Here is a 24,055-nt window from a genome sequence, read left to right as displayed (position 1 = left end):
AGTGTCTCCGCTGTAAGGGGCAGTGCATGCAGGATAGTCCTGCGCTTGAGAGCCGGTCATCTACCGGAAAGTTGCATAACCGTATGGTTATGTCTGCCCAGCAAGTTTTCAATAGGCCGGGCGCGGTGCCTACCGGACACTGTGCGTCCGCCTGCCACGCACAGGCGGCCCGCACAATTCCAAGAGAGGACACCGGCATGCCTGCCCAGGATAACCGCCGCTTCGCGATCCGTGATCGCAACTGGCACCCCAAGGCCTTGACCCCAGACTACAAGACCTCCATTGCCCGCTCGCCACGCCAGGCGCTGGTGAGCATTCCCCAGTCGATCAGCGAAACCACAGGCCCGGACTTTTCCCACCTGCGGTTCGGCGAGCATGACCATGACCTGCTGCTGAACTTCAACAACGGCGGCTTGCCCATCGGCGAGCGGATCATCGTTGCCGGCCGTGTGGTCGACCAGTACGGCAAGCCGGTGGCCAACACCCTGGTGGAAATGTGGCAGGCCAACGCCGGTGGCCGCTACCGACACAAGAATGACCGCTACCTGGCGCCGCTGGACCCGAACTTCGGCGGCGTCGGTCGGTGCCTGACCGACCGCGATGGCTACTACAGCTTCCGCACCATCAAGCCGGGTCCGTACCCTTGGCGTAACGGGCCGAACGACTGGCGTCCGGCGCACATTCACTTTTCCATCAGCGGCCCGGCGATCGCCACCAAGCTGATCACCCAGCTGTACTTCGAAGGCGACCCGTTGATCCCGATGTGCCCAATCGTCAAGTCGATCGCCAATCCACAAGCGGTGCAGAGCCTGATCGCGCGCCTGGACATGAGCCAGGCCAATCCAATGGATTGCCTGGCCTACCGCTTCGACATCGTGCTGCGTGGCCAGCGCCAGACCCACTTCGAGAACCGCTGAGGAGCGCCGTCATGCCTATCGAACTGCTGCCGGAAACCCCTTCGCAGACCGCCGGCCCTTATGTGCACATCGGCCTGGCCCTGGAAGCGGCGGGCAACCCCACCCGTGATCAGGAGATCTGGAGCCGACTCGCCCGCCCCGAGGCGCCTGGCGAGCATATTCTGCTGCTCGGCCACGTCTACGACGGCAATGGTCACCTGGTGCGCGACTCCTTCCTCGAGGTGTGGCAGGCCGATGCCAACGGCCAATATCAGGATCAGTTCAACCTGGAAAATGCCTTCAACAGTTTCGGTCGTACCGCCACCACCTTCGATGCGGGCGAGTGGACGCTGCACACGGTGAAGCCGGGGGTTGTGAACAACGCTGCCGGGGTGCCCATGGCGCCGCACATCAACATCAGCCTGTTCGCCCGGGGCATCAACATCCACTTACACACGCGGCTGTATTTCGATGACGAAGCCGAGGCCAACGCGCAGTGCCCGGTGCTCAACCTGATCGAGCAGCCGCAGCGCCGGGAAACCCTGATCGCCAAGCGCTGCGAAGTGGACGGCAAGACCGCCTACCGGTTCGACATACGTATTCAGGGGGAAGGGGAGACGGTGTTCTTCGACTTCTGACGGGATGGGGCGGCAGAGTAAGGCCGCCCCGGCGGTTTGATCAGCCTTTGACCGGCTTCAGGTCGAAGGCATCGGCCTGGTACTGGAACAGCAGGCAGTCAGCCTCGGCGGTGCAGCCACTTTCGTGAACCAGGTCGGCTGGCAGTTTGTAGTAAGCACCTGCCGGGTACTCGACGCGCTTGCCGTCGATCACCGCGTAGAAGGTGCCGGCCAGTACCACTGTCGGCAGCACCTGAGTGTGCTGGTGCAGGCCGTTGTCCACGCCTTTCTTGAACTTCACGTAGGCCGAATAAGGCCCTTTGCCGAAGATGTCGCCCTCGACGTTGGCGTAGCTGACGGCGCCTTGGGTGTTCGGTACGTCCTGCCATTTCAGCGCAGCGCTGTTCGGCACCGAAATCAAGGTGCCATCGCCGGCGTGGGCGGTGAGTGCCATAGCGCCCACGGTCAGACCTGCCAAGAGTTTAGTCAGGGTATTCATGCAGAGGCTCCTTCGCCTGTTCAGTGAGGAGGCGAAGGTTAGTCAGGGTGTCGATGTCCAGATACGGGCAAAACGTGCCAGCGCCTGTGCAGTTTCTGCACTAATCGCAACCCCAGCGCGTTGTCGCGTAGTACCGCTGCGCGTAATCGATCAGCGCGCGGACCTTCGGCGCCAGATAACGACTGTGCGGATACACCGCATACAGGTTTCGCCCCGGCAGATGCCAGCCGCTCAGCACTGGCACCAGTCGCCCGTCGCGCAACGCGTCGTCGACGATGAAACGGTCGAAGCTGGCGATACCCAGTCCGCCGATGGCTGCCGCGCGCAGGGCCATCGGTGAATTGGCGCTCAGGCGCCTGGGCATCAGCACGTCGCGGCGGCTGCCATCGGCAGCGCTGAGCGTCAGGCGTTGGGGTTGCTGCAGGCGGCTGTAACCGAGCAGCGGATGGGTGCTCAAGCCTTCTGGCGTGCTGGGAGAGCCCTGCCGTTCGAGGTAGCCCGGTGCCGCCACCAGCAGTACCGGGCTAGGGGTCAGCAGCCGGGCGACCAAGCTCGAATCGGGCAGATGATCGGTGATGCGCAGGCAGACATCGACCTCCTCTTCCAGCAGATCGACGAAGCGATCGGTGCAGTTCAGCTCCACGTGCAGGTGCGGGTACTGCTCGACGAAGTCAGGCAACCAGCGGCCCAGCTCCAGATCGCCGAACGCCGAGCCCACGCTCAGGCGCAAGGTGCCGGTGGGTTGCAGTTGGTGCTCGGACAGCTCCAGCGTCATGGCCTGCACCTGGTCGAGGATCAGTACGCAGTGACGGTAGAACAGCAGGCCTGCTTCGGTCGGATGCAGCCGGCGCGTGGTGCGCGTGAGCAGTTGCGTGCCGAGGGCGCGTTCCAGGTTCTTCACCTGGCGCGACAGCACGGTGTGGGAGACGCCGGCCTGGCTGGCGGCGGCGCTGAAACTGCCGAGGTCGACGACCCGGCGGAAGGTGTGCATGGCGCTCAACTGGTCCATGGACCGCTCCTGATGATGAGCGCAGGCAGGGCGCGCTGGCCCTGCCTGCGGACAACTCAGCGCCTGACCAGCAGCACTCCACTTTCCATGTGATGGGTATAGGGGAACTGGTCGAACAGCGCGCAACGTTCGATACGGTGGGTATCCTGCAACTGGGCGATGTTCTGCGCCAGGGTCTCGGGGTTGCAGGAAATGTACAGGATACGCTCGAAGCGTCGGGTCAGCTCGCAGGTGTCCGGGTCCATACCGGCGCGCGGCGGATCGACGAAGACGGTGCCGAAGGCATAGCTTTTCAGGTCGATGCCTTCCAGACGTCGGAACGGGCGAACTTCGTTCAGGGCCTGGGTCAGTTCCTCGGCCGACAGGCGCACCAGGCGTACGTTGTCGATGCCGTTCTCGTCGAGGTTGTGCAGGGCGGCATTGACCGAGGTCTTGCTGATTTCGGTGGCCAGCACCTGGCGTGCGCGGGTGGCCAGCGGCAGGGTGAAGTTGCCGTTGCCGCAGTACAGTTCCAGCAGGTCGTCGTCGCGTCGGCCCATGGCTTCGCAGGCCCAGGCCAGCATCTTCTGGTTCACCGCGCCGTTGGGTTGGGTGAAGGCGCCTTCGGGTTGGCGATAACTGAAGGTTCGCCCACCGATGTCGAGTTGCTCCAGCGCATAGTCGCGGCCGATCACCACGCGCTTGCCCTTGGAGCGGCCGATCACGCTGACCTCAAGGTCGGCGGCCAACTGTTGCGCGGCGGCTTCCCAGGCGGCGTCCAACGGGCGGTGGTAGCACAGCGTGACCATCGCGTCGCCCGCCAGGGTGGTGAGGAACTCCACTTGGAACAGGCGGTTGCTCAGGTCTTCGTTGCCCTGCCAGGCGGCTTTTAACTGCGGCATCAGCACATTGATGCGCTGGCTGGCGATGGGGAAGTCGTCGATGAGGATCGCCTTGTGCTTCTCGCCCGGCGCGAACATGGCGTAGTGGCGCTGGCCCTCCTCGCGCCACAGGCGGAACTCGGCGCGCAGGCGATAGTGCTCGCGCGGCGACTCGAACACCGATGGAGCCGGCGCATCGAACGGTGCCAGCAACTCGTTCAGGCGCTCGACCTTGGCTTGCAGTTGCGTGGCGTATTGCGAAGGGTCGAAGGCAGCACTCATGCGTTGAACCAGCCCAGCTTGATGACGAACAGGATGGACAGGATCACCAATGCCGGGTTCAGGTCGTGGCGACGACCGGAAATCAGCTTGATGGCGGTCCAGGCGATGAAGCCGAAGGCGATGCCGTTGGCGATCGAGTAGGTCAGTGGCATGGCCAGGGCCGTGACCACCACCGGTGCCGCTTCAGTGACGTCGTCCCAGTTGATTTCGGCCAGGCCCGAAGCCATCAACACGGCAACGAACAGCAATGCCGGTGCGGTGGCGAAGGCCGGCACGCTGCCGGCCAGCGGTGCGAAGAACAGCGCCAGCAGGAACAGCACGGCGACCACGATGGCGGTCAGGCCGGTACGCCCGCCGGCACTGACGCCGGCCGCCGACTCGATGTAGCTGGTGGTGGTCGAGGTGCCCAGCAAGGAACCGGCCATGGCGGCGGTGCTGTCGGCGATCAGTGCCCGGCCCATCTTCGGCATGTGGCCGTCCTTGCCCATCAACCCGGCGCGCTTGGCCACGCCGATGAGGGTGCCGGAGTTGTCGAACAGGTCGACGAACAGGAACGCGAAGATCACGCTGATCAGGCCAACGTCCAGCGCGCCCTTGATGTCCAGTTGCAGGAAGGTCGGTGCGAGTGAGGGCGGCAGCGAGACGATGCCGGCGAACGGGCTGGCGCCGATCAGGATCGACACTACGGTCACTGCGAGAATGCCGATCAGCACCGCCCCGCGGACCTTCAACGCCTCCAGGGCGACGATCAGGAAGAAACCGAGGGTGGCAAGGATGGGGGCGGGATTGCGCAAGTCGCCCAGGCCCACCAAGGTCGCCGGGTTATCGACGACGATGCCAGCGTTGTGCAAGGCGATCAGCGCCAGGAACAGACCGATGCCCGCCGCGATGGCCGACCGCAGAGGCAGCGGGATGCTGTTCACGATCCATTCGCGAATGCGGAAGATCGACAGCAGGAAGAACAGCACCGCCGAGAGGAACACTGCGCCCAGTGCCACCTGCCAGGTGTGGCCCATGTGCAGGACCACCGTGTAGGTGAAGAAAGCGTTCAGGCCCATGCCTGGCGCCAGGGCGATCGGGTAGTTGGCGATCAGGCCCATGGTCACCGAGCCGATGGCTGCGGCCAGGCAGGTGGCGACGAAGATCGCGCCCTTGTCCATGCCGGTCTCGCCCAGGATGCTCGGGTTGACGAACAGGATGTAGGCCATGGCCAGGAAGGTGGTGACGCCCGCAAGGATCTCGGTGCGCACGTTGGTATTGTGTGCTTTGAGTTGAAACAGCCTTTCCAGCATGCCTGCTCCCATGACGCCGCAGCGCCGTGAATGTGTTGGACCTCAACAGCAAAGCACAGACCGTACCGGGTGCCGTGGATTTGTGCGGGGTGCAAAAAAGCCGCGCATCATACCAGCATGGTGGGCGGGGCCTATGGCTGTCGCGGGTGGTCGCTGCGCGGTGCGAAGCGGCTTGGCCAGGGCTACTCGGGATTGTGCATCCGGTCGCGGTGCGCCAGGGTCGGGAACAGCTTTATCCACACCCCGGTGACCAGCAGCGTGCCCACGCCACCGAGCACTACGGCCGGCACTGTGCCAAACCAGTGCGCAGTGACGCCGGATTCGAATTCTCCGAGCTGATTCGAGGCACCGATGAACAGCCCGTTCACCGCACTGACCCGGCCGCGCATATCGTCCGGCGTTTCCAACTGCACGAAGGCACTGCGGATGACCATGCTGATCATGTCCGCCGCGCCGAGCACCACCAGCACCGCCAGGGAGAACCAGAACGAGGTCGACAGGCCGAAGGCGATGGTCGCCACGCCGAACACGCCCACGGCGGTGAACATGGTTCGACCGACTTTGCGCTCGACCGGGAAGCGCGCCAGCCACAACGACATCAACAGCGCCCCCACTGCCGGCGCCGAGCGCAGCAGGCCCAGGCCCCACGGGCCGGTGAGCAGAATGTCGCGGGCGAACACCGGCAGCAATGCCGTGGCGCCGCCCAGCAACACGGCGAACAGGTCCAGCGAGATGGCGCCGAGGATGTCGGGGCGGCTGCGGATGAAATGGATGCCGGCCAGCAGCGACTGCACGGTGGCTCGGCCGCGCTGCGGCGTCTGCTGGCGGGCCTGGAGGCTGAGCGTGAGTGCGCAGGCGATGGCGTACAGCGCAACGGTCGGGCCATACACCCAGACGCTGCCCAAGGCGTAGAGCAGCCCGCCGAGCGCCGGGGCGACGATGGTCGCTGCCTGGGTGGCGGAGGCCGAAGCGGCGACGGCACGCGGGAACAGCCCTGCGGGCACTACGTTCGGCAGCAGGGCTTGGGTGGCGGGCATCTCGAAGGCGCGGGTGGCGCCGAGCAGGAACGCCAGCAGGAAGATCAGTTCGCGGCTGACGTTGTCGGTGGCACTGCCCAGCGCCAGCGCGAGGGCGATCAACCCCTGCAGGCTTTGGCACAGCGCCGCCACCTTGCGCCGGTCGTAGCGGTCGGCCACATGCCCGGTGTGCAGCATGAACAGCACGCGCGGGGCGAACTCCACCAGGCCGACCAGGCCCAGGTCCAGCACATTGCCGGTGAGCTGATAGAGGTGCCAGCCGATGGCCACGGTGAGCATCTGGAAGCCGCTGGCGGTGAACACCCGGGCGAGCCAGAAGGCGATGAAAGGACGGTGGTGACGCAGCAGCAGCGGTGCGGACTCTGACATCGGAGGTCAACGGCGGCCAAGGGGAGGGCTGCAGAGTAGCATCTAGTTGTAACAAATGGTTGCGAGCAGGCCGGTCTGTGGCGACCGCCCGCATCAGAAGGCGGCGCCGCGTTCAGGCTCAGAGGCTGCGCGCCCGCGTCACCCGGTCCACCAGATACACCAGTCCGTGATAGTCGATACCACTGTGGGTCGATAACCCGATCTCACAGGTCCGACTGGTGGAGATCCCTTCGCTGCACTGCTGCACCGCACCCTTGAGCGTGCGCAGTGCATGGGCATTGAGCTGCGGTGTGGTGAAGCCTTTGTCGCCGGCGAAACCACAGCAGTGAATGCCCTCGGGTATCACGACCTGTTTGCTGCAGCGACGCGCCAGGTCGATGAGCGCCTGGCTCTCGCCCAGGTGCTGGGTGCTGCAGGTGACATGCACGGCCACCGGTTCATCCTGTGGGGTGAACTCCAGCTTGTCGAGCAGGTGGGTACGGATGAAGCGCACGGGGTCGTACAGGTCGAGGCGGCAGTTGCCCAGATCCTGCACCAGGCGAAGTGTACAGGGGCTGGTGTCGCAGTAGATCGGGTCGAGCCCGCCGCGACTGGCCTGCAGCAGCGCAGCGATCAGTTCCTGGCGCTTGTGCTCGGCTTGTTCGGCATAGCCCTTGGAGGCGAACGGCTGCCCGCAGCACAGGCTGTCGGCCTGCTCGGGGAAGATCACCTGATAACCGGCTTTTTCCAGCAGTGCACGGGTCTTGTCCAGCAACGAGCGCTGCTCGCCGTCGGTGTACGCCGGGCCCATCACCCGCGACACGCAAGCGGCCAGGTAGACGACCCGGGGACGTGCGTCCTGGCTGACCGGGATCACGCTGATCGGCGCGATGGGTTGCGGCATGGCCGCTGTCCACTGCGGCAGGCGACCCCGGCTGGCCCTGCGCAAGCCGCTGCTCAAACTCTCCAGGCGCGGCGCGCCCAGCAGCTTGCGTGCACCGTTGGCCACGGCCAGGGTCAGGCGCGCACCGCGCAGCACGGTGTGGAAATGTTCGGCGAGCCAATCGGCCCGTTGAAGGTGGCTCGCCGCCTGGCCGCGCAGCTTCTTCACCAACTCGCCGGTATTGATGCCCACCGGGCAACGCTGGGCGCACAGCCCGGTGGCGGCGCAGGTGTCGAGGCCCTGGTACTGGTAGGTCTGCAGCAGCTCACGGGTGTCGATGCCGGCGCGGCGCTTGGCCTGGATGTCGCGCCACATGACGATGCGCTGGCGCGGGCTCAGGGTCAGTCCGCGTGACGGACACACCGGCTCGCAGAAACCGCACTCGATGCACTTGTCGACGATCTCGTCGGCCGCCGGTAGCGGCTTGAGGTGTTTCAGGTGAATGTCCGGGTCGTCGCTGAGCACCACGTCCGGGTTGAGGATGCCATTGGGATCGAGCAGCCGTTTGAGCTGCCACATCAATTGGTAGGCGTCCTGGCCCCACTCCAGTTCGACGAAGGGTGCCATGTTGCGTCCGGTGCCATGTTCGGCCTTTAGCGAACCACCGAATTCCACGGCCACCAACTGCGCCACATCGTCCATGAACGCCTGGTAGCGCGCCACTTCCTCGGCGCTGTTGAAGCCCTGGGTGAAGACGAAATGCAGGTTGCCTTCCAGGGCGTGGCCGAAAATGATCGCCTCGTCGTAGTGGTGCTTGTCGAACAACTGCAGCAGTCGGTTGACGCCTTCGGCGAGCAGTTCCACCGGGAAGGTCACGTCCTCGATGATCACCGTGGTGCCGGTCTGGCGCACGGCACCGACCGCCGGGAAGGTGTCTTTGCGGATCTTCCACAACAGGTTGTAGACGGCAGGGTCTTCGCTGAAGTCGACCTGCTGTTCCAGGGCGAAATCGGCGATGGAGGCCATCACTTGGTTCAGTTGTTCGTGCAACAGGCTTTGGCTGGCCGCGCGCGACTCGATCAGCAGGGCACAGGCGTGGGCCGAAAGTCCCCGGACCCAGTCCGGCATACCTGGCATTTGCTGCACCGAGCGCAGGCTGCGGCGGTCGAGCAGTTCCACGGCGGACACCGGCTGCTGCTTGAGCACGGTGACCGCGCGGCAGCAGCTCTCGACGCTGGGAAACACCAGCAGCGCACTGGCCTTGTGCGGGTGATCGGGCACGGTGTGGTAGGTGACGGCGCTGATGAAACCCAACGTGCCTTCGGAGCCGACCAGCAGGTGCTGCAGGATGTCCAGCGGCGCGTCGTAGTCCACCAGTGCATTGAGCGACAGGCCGGTGGTGTTCTTCAGCCGGTACTTGTGCCGGATGCGCTCGGCCAGGGGCAGGTTGGCGCGGGTCTCGCGGCCCAGGCGCGCCAACGCGTCCAGGAGATCGGCGTGGCTGCGTTCGAAGGCGGCCACACTGGCCGGGTCCTCGCTGTCCAGGCAGGTGCCGTCGGCCAGCACCAGGCGCAGGCCGGCCAGGGTGTGATAGGTGTTCTGCGCGGTGCCGCAGCACATGCCGCTGGCGTTGTTGGCGACGATACCGCCGATTTTGCAGGCGTTGATCGACGCCGGATCCGGGCCGATCTTGCGCCCATAGGGCGCCAACCAGGTATTGGCCTGGGCGCCGATCACTCCCGGTTGCAGACGAATCTGTTCGCCCTGATTACGGATCTCGCGGCCATTCCAGCGCTCGCCCAGCACGATCAGCACCGAATCGCTCAGGGCCTGGCCGGACAAACTGGTGCCGGCGGCGCGGAAGGTGACCGGCACGCGCTCGCGCTGGGCCAGGCGCAGCAGGCCGATCACCTCGTCCTCGGATTCCACGCGCACCACCAGCTTGGGAATCAAGCGGTAGAAGCTGGCGTCGGTACCGAAGGCCAGGGTCGAGGTCGGGTCGTCGAACCGGCGTTCGGCGGGGATCAGGCGCTCGGTATCGCGCAGGAACGCAGCGGGCAGACTCATGCAATCTCCTCACGGGGCCGGCGCGTCTGGTGCGCGGCGTGCCCCGGGCTATCAGGCTTGGTTACGCAGGGCTCAGGCGCCCAGTTCGCGGACCAGCGAGTCGCGGGTGATCTCGCCGATCGTCTTGGTGCCGGTCAACACCATGGCCACGCGCATTTCCTTCTCGAACAATTCCAGCAGGTTCTTCACTCCGGCCTGGCCATGCACGGCCAAGGCCCAGAGGAACGCGCGACCGATCAGCACGGTGTCGGCGCCCAGGGCGATCATGCGCACCACGTCCAGGCCGCTGCGAATGCCAGAGTCGGCGAGGATCTTCAGATCGCCTTTTACCGCGTCGGCAATCGCCGGCAGGGCGCGGGCGCTGGAGAGCACGCCGTCGAGTTGGCGACCGCCGTGGTTGGAAACGACGATGCCGTCGGCACCGAAACGCACGGCATCGCGGGCATCGTCGGCGTCGAGGATGCCTTTGATGATCATCGGGCCGTCCCAGAATTCGCGGATCCACTCCAGGTCCTTCCAGGAGATCGACGGGTCGAAGTTGGCGGCCAGCCAGCCGATGTAGTCGGCCAGGCCCGTCGGGTTGCCGCGGTAGGCGGAGATGTTGCCCAAGTCGTGCGGACGGCCCATGACGCCGACATCCCACGCCCATTGCGGATGGGTCATGGCCTGCAGCATGCGGCGCAGCGGGCCGTTCCTGCCGCTCATGCCGGAGTGGGCGTCGCGGTAGCGGGCGCCCGGGGTGGGCATGTCGACGGTGAACACCAGGGTGCGCACGCCAGCGGCCTTGGCCCGCTCCAGCGCATTGCGCATGAAGCCACGGTCCTTGAGCACGTAGAGCTGGAACCACATCGGTCGGTCGATGGCCGGGGCCACTTCCTCGATCGGGCAGACCGACACGGTGGACATCGTGAACGGGATGCCGTGCTCGGCCGCCGCGCGCGCCGCCTGTACCTCGCCCCGGCGGGCGTACATGCCGGTGAGACCGACCGGCGCCAGGGCCACCGGCATACTCAAGGTCTCGCCGAACAGCTCGGTCTTGAGGCTCAGTTCGGACATGTTCTTCAGTACGCGTTGGCGCAGGGCGATGCTGGCCAGGTCCGAGACATTGTGGCGCAGGGTGTGCTCGGCGTAGGCGCCACCGTCGGCGTAGTGGAACAGGAAGGGGGGCAGCTTGCGCTGGGCTGCGGCGCGGTAGTCGGTGGAGGCGGAAATGATCATGGAATCTCGCAGCGTGGGTTGAAGGAGATGCCGGACGCCTGGGCGCCCGGCCCCTTTCACTTTAGTGAGTAACCAGCATGCCGGTCAGCCAATAGGCCTGAATCAAGGTGATCAGGCCGACGATCGTGGCGAAGAACAGGCTGTGCTTTAAGGTGAAGCGGAACAGATCCGACTCTTTGCCCACCAGCCCGGTGGCGGCGCAAGCCACGGCGATCGACTGCGGCGAGATCATCTTGCCGGTCACGCCGCCGCTGGTGTTGGCGGCGACCAGCAGGGTGTCGCTGACGCCGATCTGGTGCGCCGTAGTGGCTTGCAAGGAGCTGAACAGGGCGTTGGAGGAGGTGTCGGAGCCGGTCAGGAACACGCCCAGCCAGCCGAGGAACGGCGAGAAGAACGGGAATGCCGCCCCGGTGCCGGCCAGTACCAGGGCCATGGTCGAGGACATGCCCGAATAATTGGTGACAAAGGCAAAGGCCAGCACCATGCCGATCGACAGAATCGGCCAGCGCAGTTCCCAGACGGTTTCCTTGAAAGTGGTCAGACCAGTTTTGACGTTGATCTTCAGCACGGCCATGGCGATCAGTGCCGAGAGAAAGATCGCCGTCCCGGTGGCCGAGATCGGGTCGAACTTGAACACGGCCGGCATGGCCAGGGGCGCGGTCACGATCGGCGCGGTCTTGATCACCAGTTGATCCAGGTGCGGGATCGCAAAATTGAACACGACGTTGTACATCGCTCCGCCCGGCGCGAAAGCGGCCTTAAAGGGCTTGAGGGTCCAGATGGTCACCAGCACGGTCAGGATCAGGAAAGGCGACCAGGCTTTGAAGATCTCGCCGAAGCTATAGGGCGATGGCTGGCCGCCGACGCCTGCGACCACCGCTGCGCCTGTGCTGTCCTGGCTCTGGGTGAGCGCGCGCTTGGGCTGCCAGACCTTCAGGAACAGGGTCAGGGCGATCAGGCTGGCCAGGGCCGAAGTGATGTCAGGCAGTTCCGGGCCGATGAAGTTGGAGGTGAAGTACTGGGTGACGGCAAAGCTCAGGCCGGCAACCAACGCCGCTGGCCAGGTTTCTTTCACGCCGCGCAGGCCGTCCATCATGAACACCAGCCAGAACGGCACGAACAGCGACAGCAGCGGCAGTTGGCGGCCGGTCATGGCGCCAATGTGGAAGGCGTCGATGCCAGTCACCTGGCCGGCGACGATGATCGGGATGCCCAGCGCACCGAAGGCCACTGGCGCGGTATTGGCGATCAGGCACAGGCCAGCGGCGTACAGTGGATTGAAGCCCAGGCCCACCAGCAGTGCGGCAGTGATGGCCACCGGGGCACCGAAGCCTGCGGCACCTTCGAGGAATGCGCCGAAGCAGAAGCCGATCAGCAGCACTTGCAGGCGCTGGTCGTCGGTGATCGACAGCACCGAGCTGCGGATCACTTCGAACTGGCCGCTCTTGACCGTCAGTTTGTACAGGAACACGGCTGCGACAATGATCCAGGCGATGGGCCACAGGCCGTAGAGGAAGCCGTAGCCGGCCGCGGCGAGGGCCATGTCGGCGGGCATGTGGAAGGCGAAGATCGCCACCAGAATCGACAAGCCAAGGGTGATGCTGCCCGCCACATGCCCCTTGAGTCGGAACACGGCCAAGGCCAGGAAGAAGAATACGATGGGGATGACTGCCGCCAGTGCGGACAGGCCGAGACTCCCGAGTGGGGCGTAGAGTTGTTGCCAGGTTTGCATATGGGGTAACCCCTAATTGTTGTTGGTCAGCGCTGGCATTGGATAATTGGTAAGACCAATTTACAATGACTGGTGGCTAGGTTAAAAGCCCGATCAGGGGTGTGTCAATTTGTCCCAGGCAGAACTTTGGTCGCAGGCCGATGAGCGGAGCGTCCATTGGGCGCGGCCGGTGGTGTGGCTGAACGCCCGGCAGAGGCGCACAATGGGCGCCCCGCGATCGATAGCGGGGTCAGTGGAGAGGCAGGTGATGGTGTTTGATCAGGTGCGCCAGCGGCGCTTGTCCGACGATATCGTCGATCGGTTGGAAGCGATGATTCTCGAGGGCACCCTGAGCGCTGGGCAGCGCCTGCCCGCTGAGCGCGCATTGGCCGAGCAGTTCGGCGTCTCGCGACCGTCGCTTCGCGAGGCGATCCAGAAGCTGGTGGCCAAGGGATTGCTGATAAGCCGTCAGGGCGGCGGCAACTATGTCGCCGAGTCGCTGGGCTCGACCTTCAGCGATCCGCTGCTGCTGTTGCTCGAAGACAATCCCGAGGCCCAGCGCGACCTGCTGGAGTTTCGTCACACCTTGGAAGCGTCATGCGCCTACTACGCTGCCCAGCGTGCCACCGAACCTGATCGGGCGCGGCTCAAGGCCGCGTTCGATACGCTTCAGGACTGCTACGCCCGCGCCGATGAGGTCAGCCGCGCAGAAGAGGGGGCAGCCGATGCGCGCTTTCACCTGGCGATCGCCGAGGCCAGCCATAACGCGGTGCTGCTGCACACCATCCGTGGGCTGTTCGATTTACTCAAGCGCAATGTGGTGACCAATATCGGCGGCATGTACCAGCAGCGGCCGGAAACGCGCGACATGCTGATCGCGCAGCATCGCGAGCTGTACCAGGCGATCGTCGAGGGGCGCGCGCAAGAGGCGCGTGAGGTGTCGAGTCGACACATCATCTATGTACAGGAAGTGCTCGAGGAGGCACGTCAGGAAGCCCAGCGTGTGGCACGGGCGCAGCGGCGCAGCGGGCGGTGAGTTGTGCTGGCGAGCCCACTGCCACGGATGACGTGGTAGCGGGGTCGCCCGACACGGGGCGTTATTCTTCCTTGCCCTTGTTGCGCACCGCGCGCTGCAGCTCGCGATTGGAGTCGCGTTCGCGCAGGGTGTCGCGCTTGTCGAACTCCTTCTTGCCCTTGCCGAGTGCGATCTCGCACTTGATCAGGTGCTTGCTCCAGTACAGCGCCAAGGCCACGCAGGTGTAACCCTTTTGCGCCACGGCCGCTTCCACGCGCTCAAGCTCGCGCTTGTTCAGCAGGAGCTTGCGCGTACGGATGGGGTCGGCGACGACGTGGGTGCTGGCGGCGGTCAGCGGGGCAATGTGGCTGCCGAACAGCCAGGCTTCGCCATCCTTGAGCAGCACGTAGCTGTCGGTCAGGTGCGCTTTGCCGGCCCGCAGGCTTTTTACTTCCCAACCGGACAGGACCAGTCCGGCCTCGAACTTGTGTTCGATGAAGTAATCGTGTCGCGCTTTCTTGTTCTGCGCGATGGTCCCGGTCGGATGTTTCTTTTGCTTAGCCATAGGGGCGGCATTATAGGCAGTCGCCATGGCCTCTGGCTATGGGGTTCGGTGTGCTTGAGCCGACAGGATGAATCCCGGACAATGCCGGAATAGTTCCCTTGAACGGAAACGTCCCGAAGCGCCGCGAGGTGCTGCCGCCCAGCTTGGAAGTGATGCCTGGATGACTACCCATATTCAACGCTCCGCCCTGCTGCCATACCCTGCCCAGGCGCTCTATGACCTGGTCAACGACGTGGCCAGTTACCCTGAGTTTCTCCCCTGGTGCTCGGATTCGACGGTGATCGAGTCGAGCGACACGCACATGCGTGCCAGGCTCGAGGTGGCCAAAGGTGGCATGAGTCAGCAATTCGTCACGCGCAATGTGCTGGTGCCTGGGCAGTCCATCGAGATGACGCTGGAGGAAGGGCCGTTCACGCAGTTGCACGGGGTATGGGTCTTCAAGGCGCTGGGTGAGAAGGCGTGCAAGATCAGTCTGGACTTGTCGTTCGATTATGCCGGGCCGTTGGTTCGCGCCACACTTGGGCCATTGTTCAATCAGGCGGCCAATACCCTGGTCGATGCCTTCTGCCAGCGCGCCAAGGAGTTGCATGGCTGAGCGGTCATGGACGCTCATCGCTGCAACGGCCAACAAAAAGCCCGGACATGTCCGGGCTTTTTCATGAGCGCTGCCTTTACTGGGGCGAGGTCTCGAGCGGCGCGGGTGTCGGCACCGGCGTGGTTTCGATGGTATCGATTTCGCGCTGGATCGACTCTTCGGTCGAACCGGGTTTGGCAGGCGTCTCAGGCTGGCCGGACGGCTGCTTGGCCGGGCTGACCGTGGTATCGCCGCTTCCACCCAGGATTTCCTGGTCGCGGCTGACGCCTGGCATGAAGTCGCCGGACAGGCTCACGAGTTGGTCGCCTTCATTGAAGAACACGCTCATGCGTTCCTGCTGACGCTTACCGCCGCCTGGCTGAATGCTATAGAGGTAATCCCAGCGATTGGTATTGAAGGGGTCCTGCAGGAGCGGGTTGCCCATGATAAACCTTACCTGCCGTCGGGTCATTCCCGGACGCAATTGGTCTATCATGTCCTGCGTGACGACATTGCCCTGCTGGATGTCGATTTTGTAAACCCCGGGAAACGAGCAACCGGCGAGTGCGAGCAGTCCCACGAGGGTGAGGCTGGTTAGCAAGAGCTTGGTGTTGTTTTGCATCGGTGGGCGACTTCCACTATCTTGGCTGGACAACGTAAACCCCGATCATACCCGTATTAAGAGAAGCTGCGAAGCAGCATCGGCGAGAAAGCTGACCATGGTTGAAAATAGCGAATTGCGCAAAGCCGGTCTCAAGGTGACACTGCCTCGAGTAAAGATCCTTCAAATGCTCGATTCTGCCGAGCAGCGTCACATGAGTGCCGAGGACGTCTACAAGGCGCTGATGGAAGCAGGTGAGGACGTCGGTCTGGCGACCGTCTACCGTGTACTGACCCAATTCGAAGCAGCGGGTCTGGTGGTTCGCCATAACTTCGATGGCGGCCACGCGGTGTTCGAGCTGGCCGACGGAGGTCACCACGACCATATGGTCAATGTGGAAACCAGCGAAGTGATCGAATTCATGGATGCTGAAATCGAGCGTCGCCAAAGGGAGATCGTGGCCGAGCACGGTTACGAGTTGGTGGACCACAACCTGGTCCTCTATGTGCGCAAGAAGAAGTAACGATTTCTGATCGTGACTGACGACAAAGGCGACCCTTGGGTCGCCTTTGTGTTTTCTGAGGGGCTTGTGGAAGCGTGAGGCGTCAGGCTTTGCCGCTGACCACCATCTTGCGGGCGTGGGCCAGTGACTCCTTGGTCAGGTCGATGCCGCCGAGCATGCGCGCCACTTCCTCGACGCGCTCGCGTTTGCCCAGGTTGGCCACTGCCGTGTGAGTGGTCTCGCTGTTGCGCACCTTGTGCACGAACAGATGGTGATGACCTTGAGCAGCCACCTGGGGCAGATGGGTCACGGTCAGTACCTGGCCACGCTCGCCCAGCCGGCGCAACAACTGGCCGACGATCTCGGCGGTCGGTCCGCCAATACCCACGTCCACCTCGTCGAACACCAGCGTCGGAATGCGCGAGGTCTGCGCGGTGATGACTTGGATCGCCAGGCTGATGCGCGACAGTTCGCCCCCCGACGCCACCTTGGCCAAGGCCTTGAGTGGTTGGCCAGGGTTGGCGCTGACCAGCAGTTCGACCTGCTCCGATCCATGCGGTGACAGCTCGCTGCCTTCCAGTGGTTTCAATTCGATGCAGAAGCGCCCGCCAGGCATGCCCAGGCGCTGGATTTCCTGTTCCACCGCCACGGCCAACTGCGCCGCTGCCTGTCGGCGCAACCCGCTGAGCTCGCTGGCCTTCTCTTTATAGTGCTGGGCATAGGCCGCCAGCTCGTCGCCCAGGCGTTCGACGGATTCGTCGCTGGCGTTGAGACCTTCGAGTTCGTCCATCAAGCGCTGCTGCAACTGTGGCAGCTCGGACGGATGAACACGGTGCTTGCGTGCCAGGGTGTAGAGCGTGTCGAGGCGTTCCTCCAGGGCTTGCAGGCGCATCGGGTCGGCGTCGAAGTGGTCGAGGAAACGATTGAGTTCGCCGACCGCTTCCTCGACCTGGATCTGTGCGCTGGCGATCAGGTTCACCGCTTCGCCCAGCGCCTTGGGCGCATCGCTGACGGCGGAAAGGCGATTGAGGCTGCTGGTCAGGGCGCTGAGCACATTGCCGGAGTCGCTCTCGCTGCACTGGTCGATCACCTGGCGGCAGATGCCGAACAGCGCCTCGGCATTGGTCAGGTTCTTGTGTTCCTGCTCCAGTTGTTCGAGTTCGTTTTCGCCCAAGCCCAGGTTTTCCAGCTCTTCGAGCTGGTAACTCAGCAGTTGATGTCGCGCACGTTGCTCATCGCTGGAGTTGGACAGGCGCTCCAGTTCCAGTCGGGTCTGACGCCAGCGCTGGGCGGCCAATTGCACTTGGCGCGCCAGGTCGACGGCGCCAGCGTACTCGTCGACCAGCCGCCGATGGGTGTCGGTCTTGAGCAGCGATTGGTGCTCGTGCTGGCTGTGGATATCGATGAGCAGCTCGCCGAGCGCCTTGAGGTCGCCGAGCGGGCAGGGTGTGCCATTGATATAGCCGCGGCTGCGGCCCTCGGCAGTGATGACTCGGCGCAGGATGCACGGCCCGTCGTGGTCGAGGTCGCGCTCGGTGAGCCAGGTCCGCGCTTCGGGAATGTCCGCCAGATCGAAGGTGGCGAGCAGGTCGGCCTTGTCGGCGCCCGGGCGGACCACGCCGCTGTCGGCGCGGTCGCCCAGGGCCAGGCCCAGCGCATCGAGCATGATCGACTTGCCGGCGCCGGTCTCGCCGGTGATGACCGACATGCCGCGGGCAAGCTCGAGATCCAGGTGTTCGACGATGGCGTAGTTGTGTATGGACAGATGCACCAGCATGAGGGCCGCTCCCGAGGGTCATGTCTGGTTATTTATACAGTAGTTTTTTCCAGCCTGCCAAGCGCCGTTCGGCGACAGGGATTATCACCCAGCCCTTGAAGCTGATTTTTCCGACCCCATATAAACGCCACACACGGCAGGCATGGCCTGTACACCGGAAAATGCGGAGGAGAGCCCCGATGGCTGACGAACAGCTGGATGAACAAAACCTTAATGCCGAAGAAGTCGGCTCCGAGGACCTCGGTGCCCGCGTTCAGGTGCTCGAGGAGCAGCTGGCCGCCGCCAAGGATCAATCGCTGCGCGTTGCCGCAGACCTGCAGAACATTCGTCGGCGTGCCGAGCAGGATGTCGAGAAGGCCCACAAGTTCGCCCTGGAGAAATTCGCCGGCGACCTGCTGCCGGTGATCGACAGCCTGGAGCGCGGCCTCGAGCTGTCCAGCGCCGAGGACGAAGCCATCAAGCCGATGCGCGAAGGGATCGAGCTGACCCTGAAGATGTTCCAGGACACTCTCAAGCGCTACAACCTGGAATCGGTCGATCCGCACGGCGAGCCGTTCAATGCCGAGCACCACCAGGCCATGGCCATGCAGGAAAGCGCCGAGGTCGAGCCGAACAGCGTGCTCAAGGTGTTCCAGAAAGGCTATCTGCTCAACGGTCGCCTGCTGCGCCCCGCCATGGTGGTGGTCAGCAAGGCGCCAGCAGCGCCTCAACCGTCGATCGATGAGAAGGCTTGAAATCCGTCGGGGCATCCCCATCTAGGTGTCAAGCCTTCAAGTATTTCCGCAGTTGGCCAATAGCAGTCGCTGCTACCTCATTCAAGTTTCGGGAGAGTTAACATGGGCAAGATCATCGGTATCGACCTGGGGACCACCAACTCGTGCGTCTCCATTCTGGAAAACGGTAACGTCAAGGTCATCGAGAACGTCGAAGGTGCGCGTACCACCCCTTCGATCGTGGCCTACGCCAACGATGGCGAAATCCTGGTCGGTCAGTCGGCCAAGCGTCAGGCCGTCACCAACCCGCACAACACCCTGTTCGCCGTTAAGCGTCTGATCGGTCGTCGTTTCGAAGAAGACGTCGTGCAGAAAGACATCAAGCTGGTGCCTTACAAGATCGTCAAGGCCGGCAACGGTGACGCGTGGGTCGAGGCTGCTGGCAAGGAAATGGCTCCGCCGCAGATCAGCGCCGAAGTCCTGAAAAAGATGAAGAAGACCGCCGAAGACTACCTCGGCGAGCCGGTCACCGAAGCGGTCATCACCGTTCCGGCCTACTTCAACGACAGCCAGCGTCAGGCCACCAAGGACGCCGGTCGCATCGCCGGCCTGGACGTCAAGCGCATCATCAACGAGCCGACCGCCGCTGCACTGGCCTACGGCATGGACAAGGCCAAGGGCGACCACACCGTGATCGTCTATGACCTGGGTGGTGGTACGTTCGACGTGTCGGTCATCGAAATCGCCGAAGTCGATGGCGAGCACCAGTTCGAAGTACTGGCCACCAACGGTGACACCTTCCTCGGTGGCGAAGACTTCGACATGCGCCTGATCGACTACCTCGTCGATGAGTTCAAGAAAGAGTCCGGCATGGACTTGAAGAACGATCCGCTGGCGTTGCAGCGTCTGAAGGAAGCCGCTGAGAAAGCCAAGATCGAGCTGTCCTCGGCCCAGTCCACCGACGTCAACCTGCCGTACATCACTGCCGATGCGACCGGTCCGAAGCACTTGAACGTGAAGATCTCCCGCGCCAAGCTGGAATCGCTGGTCGAAGACCTGGTCAAGCGCACCATCGAGCCTTGCCGTATCGCGCTGAAAGATGCCGGTATCGACGCCAGCAAGATCGACGACGTGATCCTGGTCGGTGGCCAGACCCGTATGCCGATGGTGCAGAAAGCCGTTGCCGACTTCTTCGGCAAGGAAGCGCGCAAGGACGTCAACCCGGACGAAGCTGTCGCCATGGGCGCCGCCATTCAGGGCGCGGTTCTGGCCGGTGACGTCAAGGACGTGCTGCTGCTGGACGTCAGCCCGCTGACCCTAGGTATCGAAACCATGGGCGGCGTGATGACGCCGCTGATCGAGAAGAACACCACCATCCCGACCAAGAAGTCGCAGGTGTTCTCGACTGCCGACGACAACCAGGCTGCGGTGACCATCCATGTGCTGCAGGGCGAGCGCAAGCAAGCCACGCAGAACAAGTCGCTGGGCAAGTTCGACCTCGCCGACATCCCGCCGGCGCCGCGTGGCATGCCACAGATCGAAGTGACCTTCGACATCGACGCCAACGGCATCCTGCACGTCAGCGCGAAGGACAAGGCTACTGGCAAGTCGCAGTCGATCGTGATCAAGGCCAACTCCGGTTTGTCGGACGAGGAAATCGAGCGCATGGTGCGTGATGCCGAGGCAAATGCCGAGGAAGACCGTAAGTTCGAAGAGCTGGCCGCTGCCCGTAACCAGGGCGACGCACTGGTTCACTCGACCCGCAAGATGGTGGCCGACGCAGGCGACAAGGTCACTGCCGACGAGAAGGCGGCGATCGAAGCAGCCGTTGTCGCGCTCGAAGCTGCGGTGAAGGGTGATGACAAGGCGGCCATCGACGCCAAGGTCGAGGAGCTGTCCAAGGTGTCCGCGCCAGTCGCTCAGAAGATGTATGCCGAGCAGCAGGGCGAACAGCCTCAGGGCGGCGCCCAGCAGGCGGAACCTGAAGCCAAGCACGACGACGTGGTCGACGCCGAGTTCGAAGAGGTGAAAGACCACAACAAGCAGTAATTTCTGCATGTTGTCGGCCGGTTCAGCGGCATTGGTCGCTGAGCTGGTAGGATGTCGCCGCGCGGGGGCTTGCTCCCGCGTTGGCGTGTCTGGAACACGGGAAATATTTCCAGCATCTGTCAGGGCGCATCAGGCGTGTTGCGGCAGGTGCTGACGGCACGGTGCACAGATGCCGAAAGCCCTCAAGAGTGCGAATGACCTATGGCAAAGCGTGATTTTTATGAGGTCCTGGGTGTCGAGCGTGGCGCCAGCGAAAACGATCTCAAGAAGGCCTATCGCCGCCTGGCGATGAAATACCATCCGGACCGCAACCCGGGCGATAAAGAGTCGGAAGACAAGTTCAAGGAGGCCAACGAGGCCTACGAAGTATTGTCCGACGCCAGCAAGCGCGCAGCCTACGATCAGTACGGCCATGCCGGCGTCGATCCAAGCATGGGCGGCGGCGGTGCCGGTTTTGGCGGCGCCAACTTCTCCGATATCTTCGGCGATGTCTTCAGTGATTTCTTCGGCGGTGGCCGTGGCGGTGGTCGCGGTGGTGCCCAGCGCGGCAGCGATTTGCGCTACACCCTGGAGTTGAACCTGGAAGAGGCGGTGCGTGGGACGACGGTCAGCATTCGTGTGCCGACCCTGGTCAACTGTCAGCTTTGTGACGGCACGGGTGCGAAGAAGGGCTCGACCCCGTCTACCTGCCCGACCTGCGGCGGCATCGGCCAAGTCCGTATGCAGCAGGGCTTCTTCTCTGTTCAGCAGACCTGCCCGCGCTGTCATGGTCAGGGCAAGATCATCACCGATCCGTGCTCGGCGTGCCATGGCGAAGGCCGTGTCGAAGAGTACAAGACCCTGTCGGTGAAAGTGCCGGCCGGCGTCGACACCGGCGATCGCATTCGCCTGTCCGGCGAAGGCGAGGCGGGCGCCCATGGCGGTCCGACCGGCGATCTCTATGTCGTCATCAGCGTGCGCGAGCATGCGATCTTCCAGCGTGATGGCAAGCACCTGTACTGCGAAGTGCCGATCAGCTACACCGATGCCGCACTGGGTGGCGAGCTCGAAGTACCGACTCTCGATGGGCGTGTAAAGTTGCGAATCCCCGAGGGTACTCAGACGGGCAAGCAATTCCGTCTGCGCGGCAAGGGTGTGGCACCCGTGCGCGGTGGTGGTGCGGGCGATCTGCTGTGCCGGGTCGCGGTGGAAACGCCGGTCAATCTCAGTCGTCGCCAGCGTGAGCTGCTTGAAGAGCTGCGCGATTCGCTCGAGGGTGACAGCTCCCACTCGCCCAAGGCCAGTGGCTGGTTCGAGGGTGTGAAGCGCTTCTTCGGCGATCTCTGACAAGGAACAAGCTATGCGACGTATTGCGGTAATGGGCGCAGCAGGGCGAATGGGCAAGACCCTCGTCGAAGCGGTGCAGCAAACCTCCGGAGCCGGGCTGACGGCGGCGATCGATCGCCCCGACAGCTCTCTGGTCGGGGCGGACGCGGGTGAGTTGGCGGCCCTCGGTCGGATCGGTGTGCTGCTGTCCGATGACTTGGTCAAGGTCGCCGACGACTTCGATGTATTGATCGACTTCACTCATCCCTCGGTGACGCTGAAGAACCTGGCGTTCTGCCGCAAGCATGGCAAGGCGATGGTGATCGGTACCACCGGCTTCAGTGTCGACGAGAAGCGTCTGCTGGCCGAAGCCGGGAAAGACATTCCGATCGTCTTCGCCGCCAACTTCAGCGTCGGTGTCAACTTGAGCCTGAAGTTGCTCGACATGGCGGCGCGTGTGTTGGGCGACGATGTCGATATCGAGATCATCGAGGCGCATCACCGGCACAAGGTCGATGCACCCTCGGGTACCGCCCTGCGCATGGGCGAGGTGGTCGCTCAGGCGTTGAGTCGCGATTTGCAGGAGGTGGCGGTGTATGGTCGCGAGGGGCAGACTGGCGCCCGTGACCGCAAGACCATTGGCTTTGCGACCGTGCGGGCGGGCGATGTCGTCGGTGACCACACGGTGCTGTTCGCGGCCGAAGGCGAACGCCTGGAGATCACCCACAAAGCGTCCAGCCGCATGACCTTTGCCAAAGGGGCTGTGCGCGCGGCGCTGTGGCTGCAAGGGCGCGAGCCCGGGCTGTACGACATGCAGGATGTGCTGGAACTGCATTGAACGCATCGGTCTGTCGCATACGTGTGTCTAAACGGCACATCTGCGGTAGACCGAGAGCTCACTTTTCTGTAAACTACAGCTTTAGTGTATCCACTAAAAGCGCGCAGAGAATTGAATTCAGCACATAAAAGCGGGGTGACGTATCCATACGGCACTCCGCTTTTTTGCAACCTGCGATCGCCCCTTCATGCGTCATTTACGGGAGGTCTTCTTGACAAAGCCAGCCATACTCGCCCTTGCTGATGGCAGCATTTTTCGCGGTGAGGCCATTGGGGCCGACGGGCAAACCGTTGGTGAGGTGGTGTTCAACACCGCTATGACCGGCTACCAGGAAATCCTTACAGACCCTTCCTACGCCCAGCAGATCGTCACTCTGACCTATCCGCACATCGGCAACACCGGCACTACCGCCGAAGATGCCGAGTCCGACCGCGTCTGGTCGGCAGGTCTGGTGATCCGCGACCTGCCGCTGCTGGCCAGCAACTGGCGCAATACCCAGTCGCTGCCCGAGTACCTCAAGGCCAACAACGTGGTGGCCATCGCCGGTATCGATACCCGTCGTCTGACCCGCATCCTGCGTGAGAAGGGCGCCCAGAACGGTTGCATCCTGGCCGGCGACGACATCAGCGAAGAAGCCGCCATCGCCGCCGCCCGTGGCTTCCCGGGCCTCAAGGGCATGGACCTGGCCAAGGAAGTCAGCACCAAGGAGCGTTATGAGTGGCGCTCCAGCGTCTGGGAGCTGAAAACTGACAGCCACCCGACCCGCGAAGCGTCCGAGCTGCCTTACCACGTGGTCGCCTACGACTACGGCGTCAAGTTGAACATCCTGCGCATGCTGGTCGCCCGTGGTTGCCGCCTGACCGTCGTGCCAGCACAAACCCCGGCCAGCGAAGTGCTCGCGCTCAACCCCGACGGCGTATTCCTGTCCAACGGCCCGGGCGATCCCGAGCCGTGCGACTACGCCATCGCGGCGATCAAGGCCATTCTCGAAACCGACATCCCGGTCTTCGGTATCTGCCTCGGTCACCAACTGCTGGCCTTGGCCTCCGGTGCCAAGACCATGAAGATGGGCCACGGTCACCACGGCGCCAACCACCCGGTCCAGGATCTGGACACCGGCGTGGTGATGATCACCAGTCAGAACCACGGTTTCGCCGTCGATGAAGCCACCTTGCCAGGCAATGTGCGCGCCATCCACAAGTCGCTGTTCGACGGTACCCTGCAGGGCATCGAGCGCACTGACAAGAGCGCGTTCAGCTTCCAGGGCCACCCTGAAGCGAGCCCCGGCCCGACCGACGTCGCGCCACTGTTCGATCGTTTCATCGATGCCATGGCCAAGCGCCGCTGAGCATCCTGCATCGAGGCCCCGGACCGGCCTGTGCCGTGTCCGGAAGCGC

21 protein-coding genes are annotated in these 24,055 nt (G+C 63.6%); 10 read left to right on the top strand and 11 right to left on the bottom strand.

Going from position 1 to position 24,055, the window contains the following annotated elements; genetic code table 11:
* Window positions 1-197 precede the first annotated feature (197 nt).
* Together pcaH and pcaG are read left to right on the top strand one after the other, a co-directional pair.
* Window positions 198-917 (top strand): protocatechuate 3,4-dioxygenase subunit beta, encoded by a 720-nt coding sequence (pcaH, locus tag GKC70_RS20500; RefSeq protein WP_029613106.1) that lies wholly within the window; start codon window positions 198-200, stop codon window positions 915-917.
* 11 nt (window positions 918-928) lie between these two features.
* Entirely contained in the window at window positions 929-1,534 is a 606-nt protein-coding gene (gene pcaG / locus GKC70_RS20495; RefSeq protein WP_342649746.1) for a protocatechuate 3,4-dioxygenase subunit alpha, read from the top strand.
* Between the two features lie 40 nt (window positions 1,535-1,574).
* Here the strand turns inward: pcaG and GKC70_RS20490 are convergent, their stop codons facing one another.
* From GKC70_RS20490 to GKC70_RS20455, 8 genes are all read right to left on the bottom strand, one after another.
* Window positions 1,575-2,012 (bottom strand): cupin, encoded by a 438-nt coding sequence (locus GKC70_RS20490; RefSeq protein WP_342649745.1) that lies wholly within the window; start codon window positions 2,010-2,012, stop codon window positions 1,575-1,577.
* A 100-nt stretch (window positions 2,013-2,112) separates the two neighbouring features.
* A complete protein-coding gene (locus tag GKC70_RS20485) occupies window positions 2,113-3,021 on the bottom strand; it encodes a LysR family transcriptional regulator (protein ID WP_342649744.1) in 909 nt (302 codons plus the stop codon).
* 56 nt (window positions 3,022-3,077) lie between these two features.
* A complete protein-coding gene (gene trmA / locus GKC70_RS20480) occupies window positions 3,078-4,163 on the bottom strand; it encodes a tRNA (uridine(54)-C5)-methyltransferase TrmA (RefSeq protein WP_116887545.1) in 1,086 nt (361 codons plus the stop codon).
* Complete coding sequence (locus tag GKC70_RS20475) at window positions 4,160-5,455, bottom strand: NCS2 family permease (RefSeq protein WP_039575089.1); 1,296 nt, start codon at window positions 5,453-5,455, stop codon at window positions 4,160-4,162. The genes trmA and GKC70_RS20475 overlap by 4 nt, the downstream gene beginning before the upstream one ends.
* 182 nt (window positions 5,456-5,637) lie before the next feature.
* Window positions 5,638-6,861: an MFS transporter gene (locus tag GKC70_RS20470; RefSeq protein WP_342649743.1), complete on the bottom strand. Its 1,224-nt coding sequence runs from the start codon at window positions 6,859-6,861 to the stop codon at window positions 5,638-5,640.
* A 118-nt stretch (window positions 6,862-6,979) separates the two neighbouring features.
* Window positions 6,980-9,790, bottom strand: coding sequence for an FAD-binding and (Fe-S)-binding domain-containing protein (locus GKC70_RS20465; RefSeq protein WP_342649742.1), 2,811 nt, complete (start codon window positions 9,788-9,790; stop codon window positions 6,980-6,982).
* Window positions 9,791-9,862: 72 nt separating this feature from the next.
* Complete coding sequence (gene lldD, locus GKC70_RS20460; protein ID WP_295486059.1) at window positions 9,863-11,008, bottom strand: FMN-dependent L-lactate dehydrogenase LldD; 1,146 nt, start codon at window positions 11,006-11,008, stop codon at window positions 9,863-9,865.
* 61 nt (window positions 11,009-11,069) lie between these two features.
* Window positions 11,070-12,740 carry a lactate permease LctP family transporter gene (locus GKC70_RS20455; RefSeq protein WP_342649741.1) on the bottom strand — a complete coding sequence of 557 codons (1,671 nt, stop codon included), beginning with the start codon at window positions 12,738-12,740 and terminating at the stop codon, window positions 11,070-11,072.
* 247 nt (window positions 12,741-12,987) lie between these two features.
* Here GKC70_RS20455 and GKC70_RS20450 point away from each other — a divergent pair, with 247 nt between their 5' ends.
* Window positions 12,988-13,755: an FCD domain-containing protein gene (locus GKC70_RS20450; protein WP_029613100.1), complete on the top strand. Its 768-nt coding sequence runs from the start codon at window positions 12,988-12,990 to the stop codon at window positions 13,753-13,755.
* 61 nt (window positions 13,756-13,816) lie between these two features.
* Here the strand turns inward: GKC70_RS20450 and smpB are convergent, their stop codons facing one another.
* Window positions 13,817-14,299 carry an SsrA-binding protein SmpB gene (gene smpB, locus GKC70_RS20445; protein WP_029613099.1) on the bottom strand — a complete coding sequence of 161 codons (483 nt, stop codon included), beginning with the start codon at window positions 14,297-14,299 and terminating at the stop codon, window positions 13,817-13,819.
* A gap of 160 nt (window positions 14,300-14,459) precedes the next feature.
* Between smpB and GKC70_RS20440 the strand changes: the two genes are divergently transcribed.
* The gene (locus GKC70_RS20440; RefSeq protein WP_029613098.1) at window positions 14,460-14,894 is read left to right on the top strand and encodes a type II toxin-antitoxin system RatA family toxin; all 435 of its coding nucleotides are present in this window, start codon (window positions 14,460-14,462) and stop codon (window positions 14,892-14,894) included.
* Between the two features lie 76 nt (window positions 14,895-14,970).
* On the opposite strand, the gene GKC70_RS20435 is transcribed toward GKC70_RS20440, so the two are convergent.
* On the bottom strand, window positions 14,971-15,495 hold the full coding sequence (locus tag GKC70_RS20435) for an outer membrane protein assembly factor BamE (RefSeq protein WP_317871432.1): 525 nt from the start codon (window positions 15,493-15,495) through the stop codon (window positions 14,971-14,973).
* 97 nt (window positions 15,496-15,592) lie between these two features.
* On the opposite strand from GKC70_RS20435, the gene fur reads away from it, so the two are divergent.
* Window positions 15,593-15,997 carry a ferric iron uptake transcriptional regulator gene (fur, locus tag GKC70_RS20430; protein WP_028695114.1) on the top strand — a complete coding sequence of 135 codons (405 nt, stop codon included), beginning with the start codon at window positions 15,593-15,595 and terminating at the stop codon, window positions 15,995-15,997.
* 82 nt (window positions 15,998-16,079) lie between these two features.
* On the opposite strand, the gene recN is transcribed toward fur, so the two are convergent.
* Window positions 16,080-17,753, bottom strand: coding sequence for a DNA repair protein RecN (gene recN / locus GKC70_RS20425; protein WP_342649740.1), 1,674 nt, complete (start codon window positions 17,751-17,753; stop codon window positions 16,080-16,082).
* Between the two features lie 179 nt (window positions 17,754-17,932).
* On the opposite strand from recN, the gene grpE reads away from it, so the two are divergent.
* From grpE to carA, 5 genes are all read left to right on the top strand, one after another.
* The gene (grpE, locus tag GKC70_RS20420) at window positions 17,933-18,487 is read left to right on the top strand and encodes a nucleotide exchange factor GrpE (RefSeq protein WP_342649739.1); all 555 of its coding nucleotides are present in this window, start codon (window positions 17,933-17,935) and stop codon (window positions 18,485-18,487) included.
* A gap of 102 nt (window positions 18,488-18,589) precedes the next feature.
* Complete coding sequence (dnaK, locus tag GKC70_RS20415) at window positions 18,590-20,515, top strand: molecular chaperone DnaK (RefSeq protein ID WP_039575114.1); 1,926 nt, start codon at window positions 18,590-18,592, stop codon at window positions 20,513-20,515.
* 201 nt (window positions 20,516-20,716) lie between these two features.
* On the top strand, window positions 20,717-21,841 hold the full coding sequence (gene dnaJ, locus GKC70_RS20410; protein WP_342649738.1) for a molecular chaperone DnaJ: 1,125 nt from the start codon (window positions 20,717-20,719) through the stop codon (window positions 21,839-21,841).
* 13 nt (window positions 21,842-21,854) lie between these two features.
* Window positions 21,855-22,658 carry a 4-hydroxy-tetrahydrodipicolinate reductase gene (dapB, locus tag GKC70_RS20405; protein ID WP_342649737.1) on the top strand — a complete coding sequence of 268 codons (804 nt, stop codon included), beginning with the start codon at window positions 21,855-21,857 and terminating at the stop codon, window positions 22,656-22,658.
* A 211-nt stretch (window positions 22,659-22,869) separates the two neighbouring features.
* Complete coding sequence (gene carA / locus GKC70_RS20400; RefSeq protein WP_342649736.1) at window positions 22,870-24,006, top strand: glutamine-hydrolyzing carbamoyl-phosphate synthase small subunit; 1,137 nt, start codon at window positions 22,870-22,872, stop codon at window positions 24,004-24,006.
* Window positions 24,007-24,055: the final 49 nt, after the last annotated feature.

It is taken from the genome of Pseudomonas sp. REB1044, assembly GCF_038813925.1.
GTDB classification, from domain to species: domain Bacteria; phylum Pseudomonadota; class Gammaproteobacteria; order Pseudomonadales; family Pseudomonadaceae; genus Aquipseudomonas; species Aquipseudomonas boreofloridensis.
Note: the sequence above shows the minus strand (reverse complement) of the source record. Positions and strands in the feature narration are given on the sequence as shown.

What these genes read in the sequence shown, in the direction of transcription:
- GKC70_RS20475 (WP_039575089.1), bottom strand. Translation starts at nt 5,455, where the DNA reads ATGCTGGAAAGGCTGTTTCAACTCAAAGCACACAATACCAACGTGCGC.
- GKC70_RS20470 (WP_342649743.1), bottom strand. Translation starts at nt 6,861, where the DNA reads ATGTCAGAGTCCGCACCGCTGCTGCTGCGTCACCACCGTCCTTTCATC.
- grpE (WP_342649739.1), top strand. Translation starts at nt 17,933, where the DNA reads ATGGCTGACGAACAGCTGGATGAACAAAACCTTAATGCCGAAGAAGTC.
- GKC70_RS20455 (WP_342649741.1), bottom strand. Translation starts at nt 12,740, where the DNA reads ATGCAAACCTGGCAACAACTCTACGCCCCACTCGGGAGTCTCGGCCTG.
- lldD (WP_295486059.1), bottom strand. Translation starts at nt 11,008, where the DNA reads ATGATCATTTCCGCCTCCACCGACTACCGCGCCGCAGCCCAGCGCAAG.
- GKC70_RS20450 (WP_029613100.1), top strand. Translation starts at nt 12,988, where the DNA reads ATGGTGTTTGATCAGGTGCGCCAGCGGCGCTTGTCCGACGATATCGTC.
- pcaH (WP_029613106.1), top strand. Translation starts at nt 198, where the DNA reads ATGCCTGCCCAGGATAACCGCCGCTTCGCGATCCGTGATCGCAACTGG.
- GKC70_RS20465 (WP_342649742.1), bottom strand. Translation starts at nt 9,790, where the DNA reads ATGAGTCTGCCCGCTGCGTTCCTGCGCGATACCGAGCGCCTGATCCCC.
- recN (WP_342649740.1), bottom strand. Translation starts at nt 17,753, where the DNA reads ATGCTGGTGCATCTGTCCATACACAACTACGCCATCGTCGAACACCTG.
- pcaG (WP_342649746.1), top strand. Translation starts at nt 929, where the DNA reads ATGCCTATCGAACTGCTGCCGGAAACCCCTTCGCAGACCGCCGGCCCT.
- GKC70_RS20485 (WP_342649744.1), bottom strand. Translation starts at nt 3,021, where the DNA reads ATGGACCAGTTGAGCGCCATGCACACCTTCCGCCGGGTCGTCGACCTC.
- GKC70_RS20440 (WP_029613098.1), top strand. Translation starts at nt 14,460, where the DNA reads ATGACTACCCATATTCAACGCTCCGCCCTGCTGCCATACCCTGCCCAG.
- dnaJ (WP_342649738.1), top strand. Translation starts at nt 20,717, where the DNA reads ATGGCAAAGCGTGATTTTTATGAGGTCCTGGGTGTCGAGCGTGGCGCC.
- trmA (WP_116887545.1), bottom strand. Translation starts at nt 4,163, where the DNA reads ATGAGTGCTGCCTTCGACCCTTCGCAATACGCCACGCAACTGCAAGCC.
- fur (WP_028695114.1), top strand. Translation starts at nt 15,593, where the DNA reads ATGGTTGAAAATAGCGAATTGCGCAAAGCCGGTCTCAAGGTGACACTG.
- GKC70_RS20435 (WP_317871432.1), bottom strand. Translation starts at nt 15,495, where the DNA reads ATGCAAAACAACACCAAGCTCTTGCTAACCAGCCTCACCCTCGTGGGA.
- smpB (WP_029613099.1), bottom strand. Translation starts at nt 14,299, where the DNA reads ATGGCTAAGCAAAAGAAACATCCGACCGGGACCATCGCGCAGAACAAG.
- dapB (WP_342649737.1), top strand. Translation starts at nt 21,855, where the DNA reads ATGCGACGTATTGCGGTAATGGGCGCAGCAGGGCGAATGGGCAAGACC.
- GKC70_RS20490 (WP_342649745.1), bottom strand. Translation starts at nt 2,012, where the DNA reads ATGAATACCCTGACTAAACTCTTGGCAGGTCTGACCGTGGGCGCTATG.
- dnaK (WP_039575114.1), top strand. Translation starts at nt 18,590, where the DNA reads ATGGGCAAGATCATCGGTATCGACCTGGGGACCACCAACTCGTGCGTC.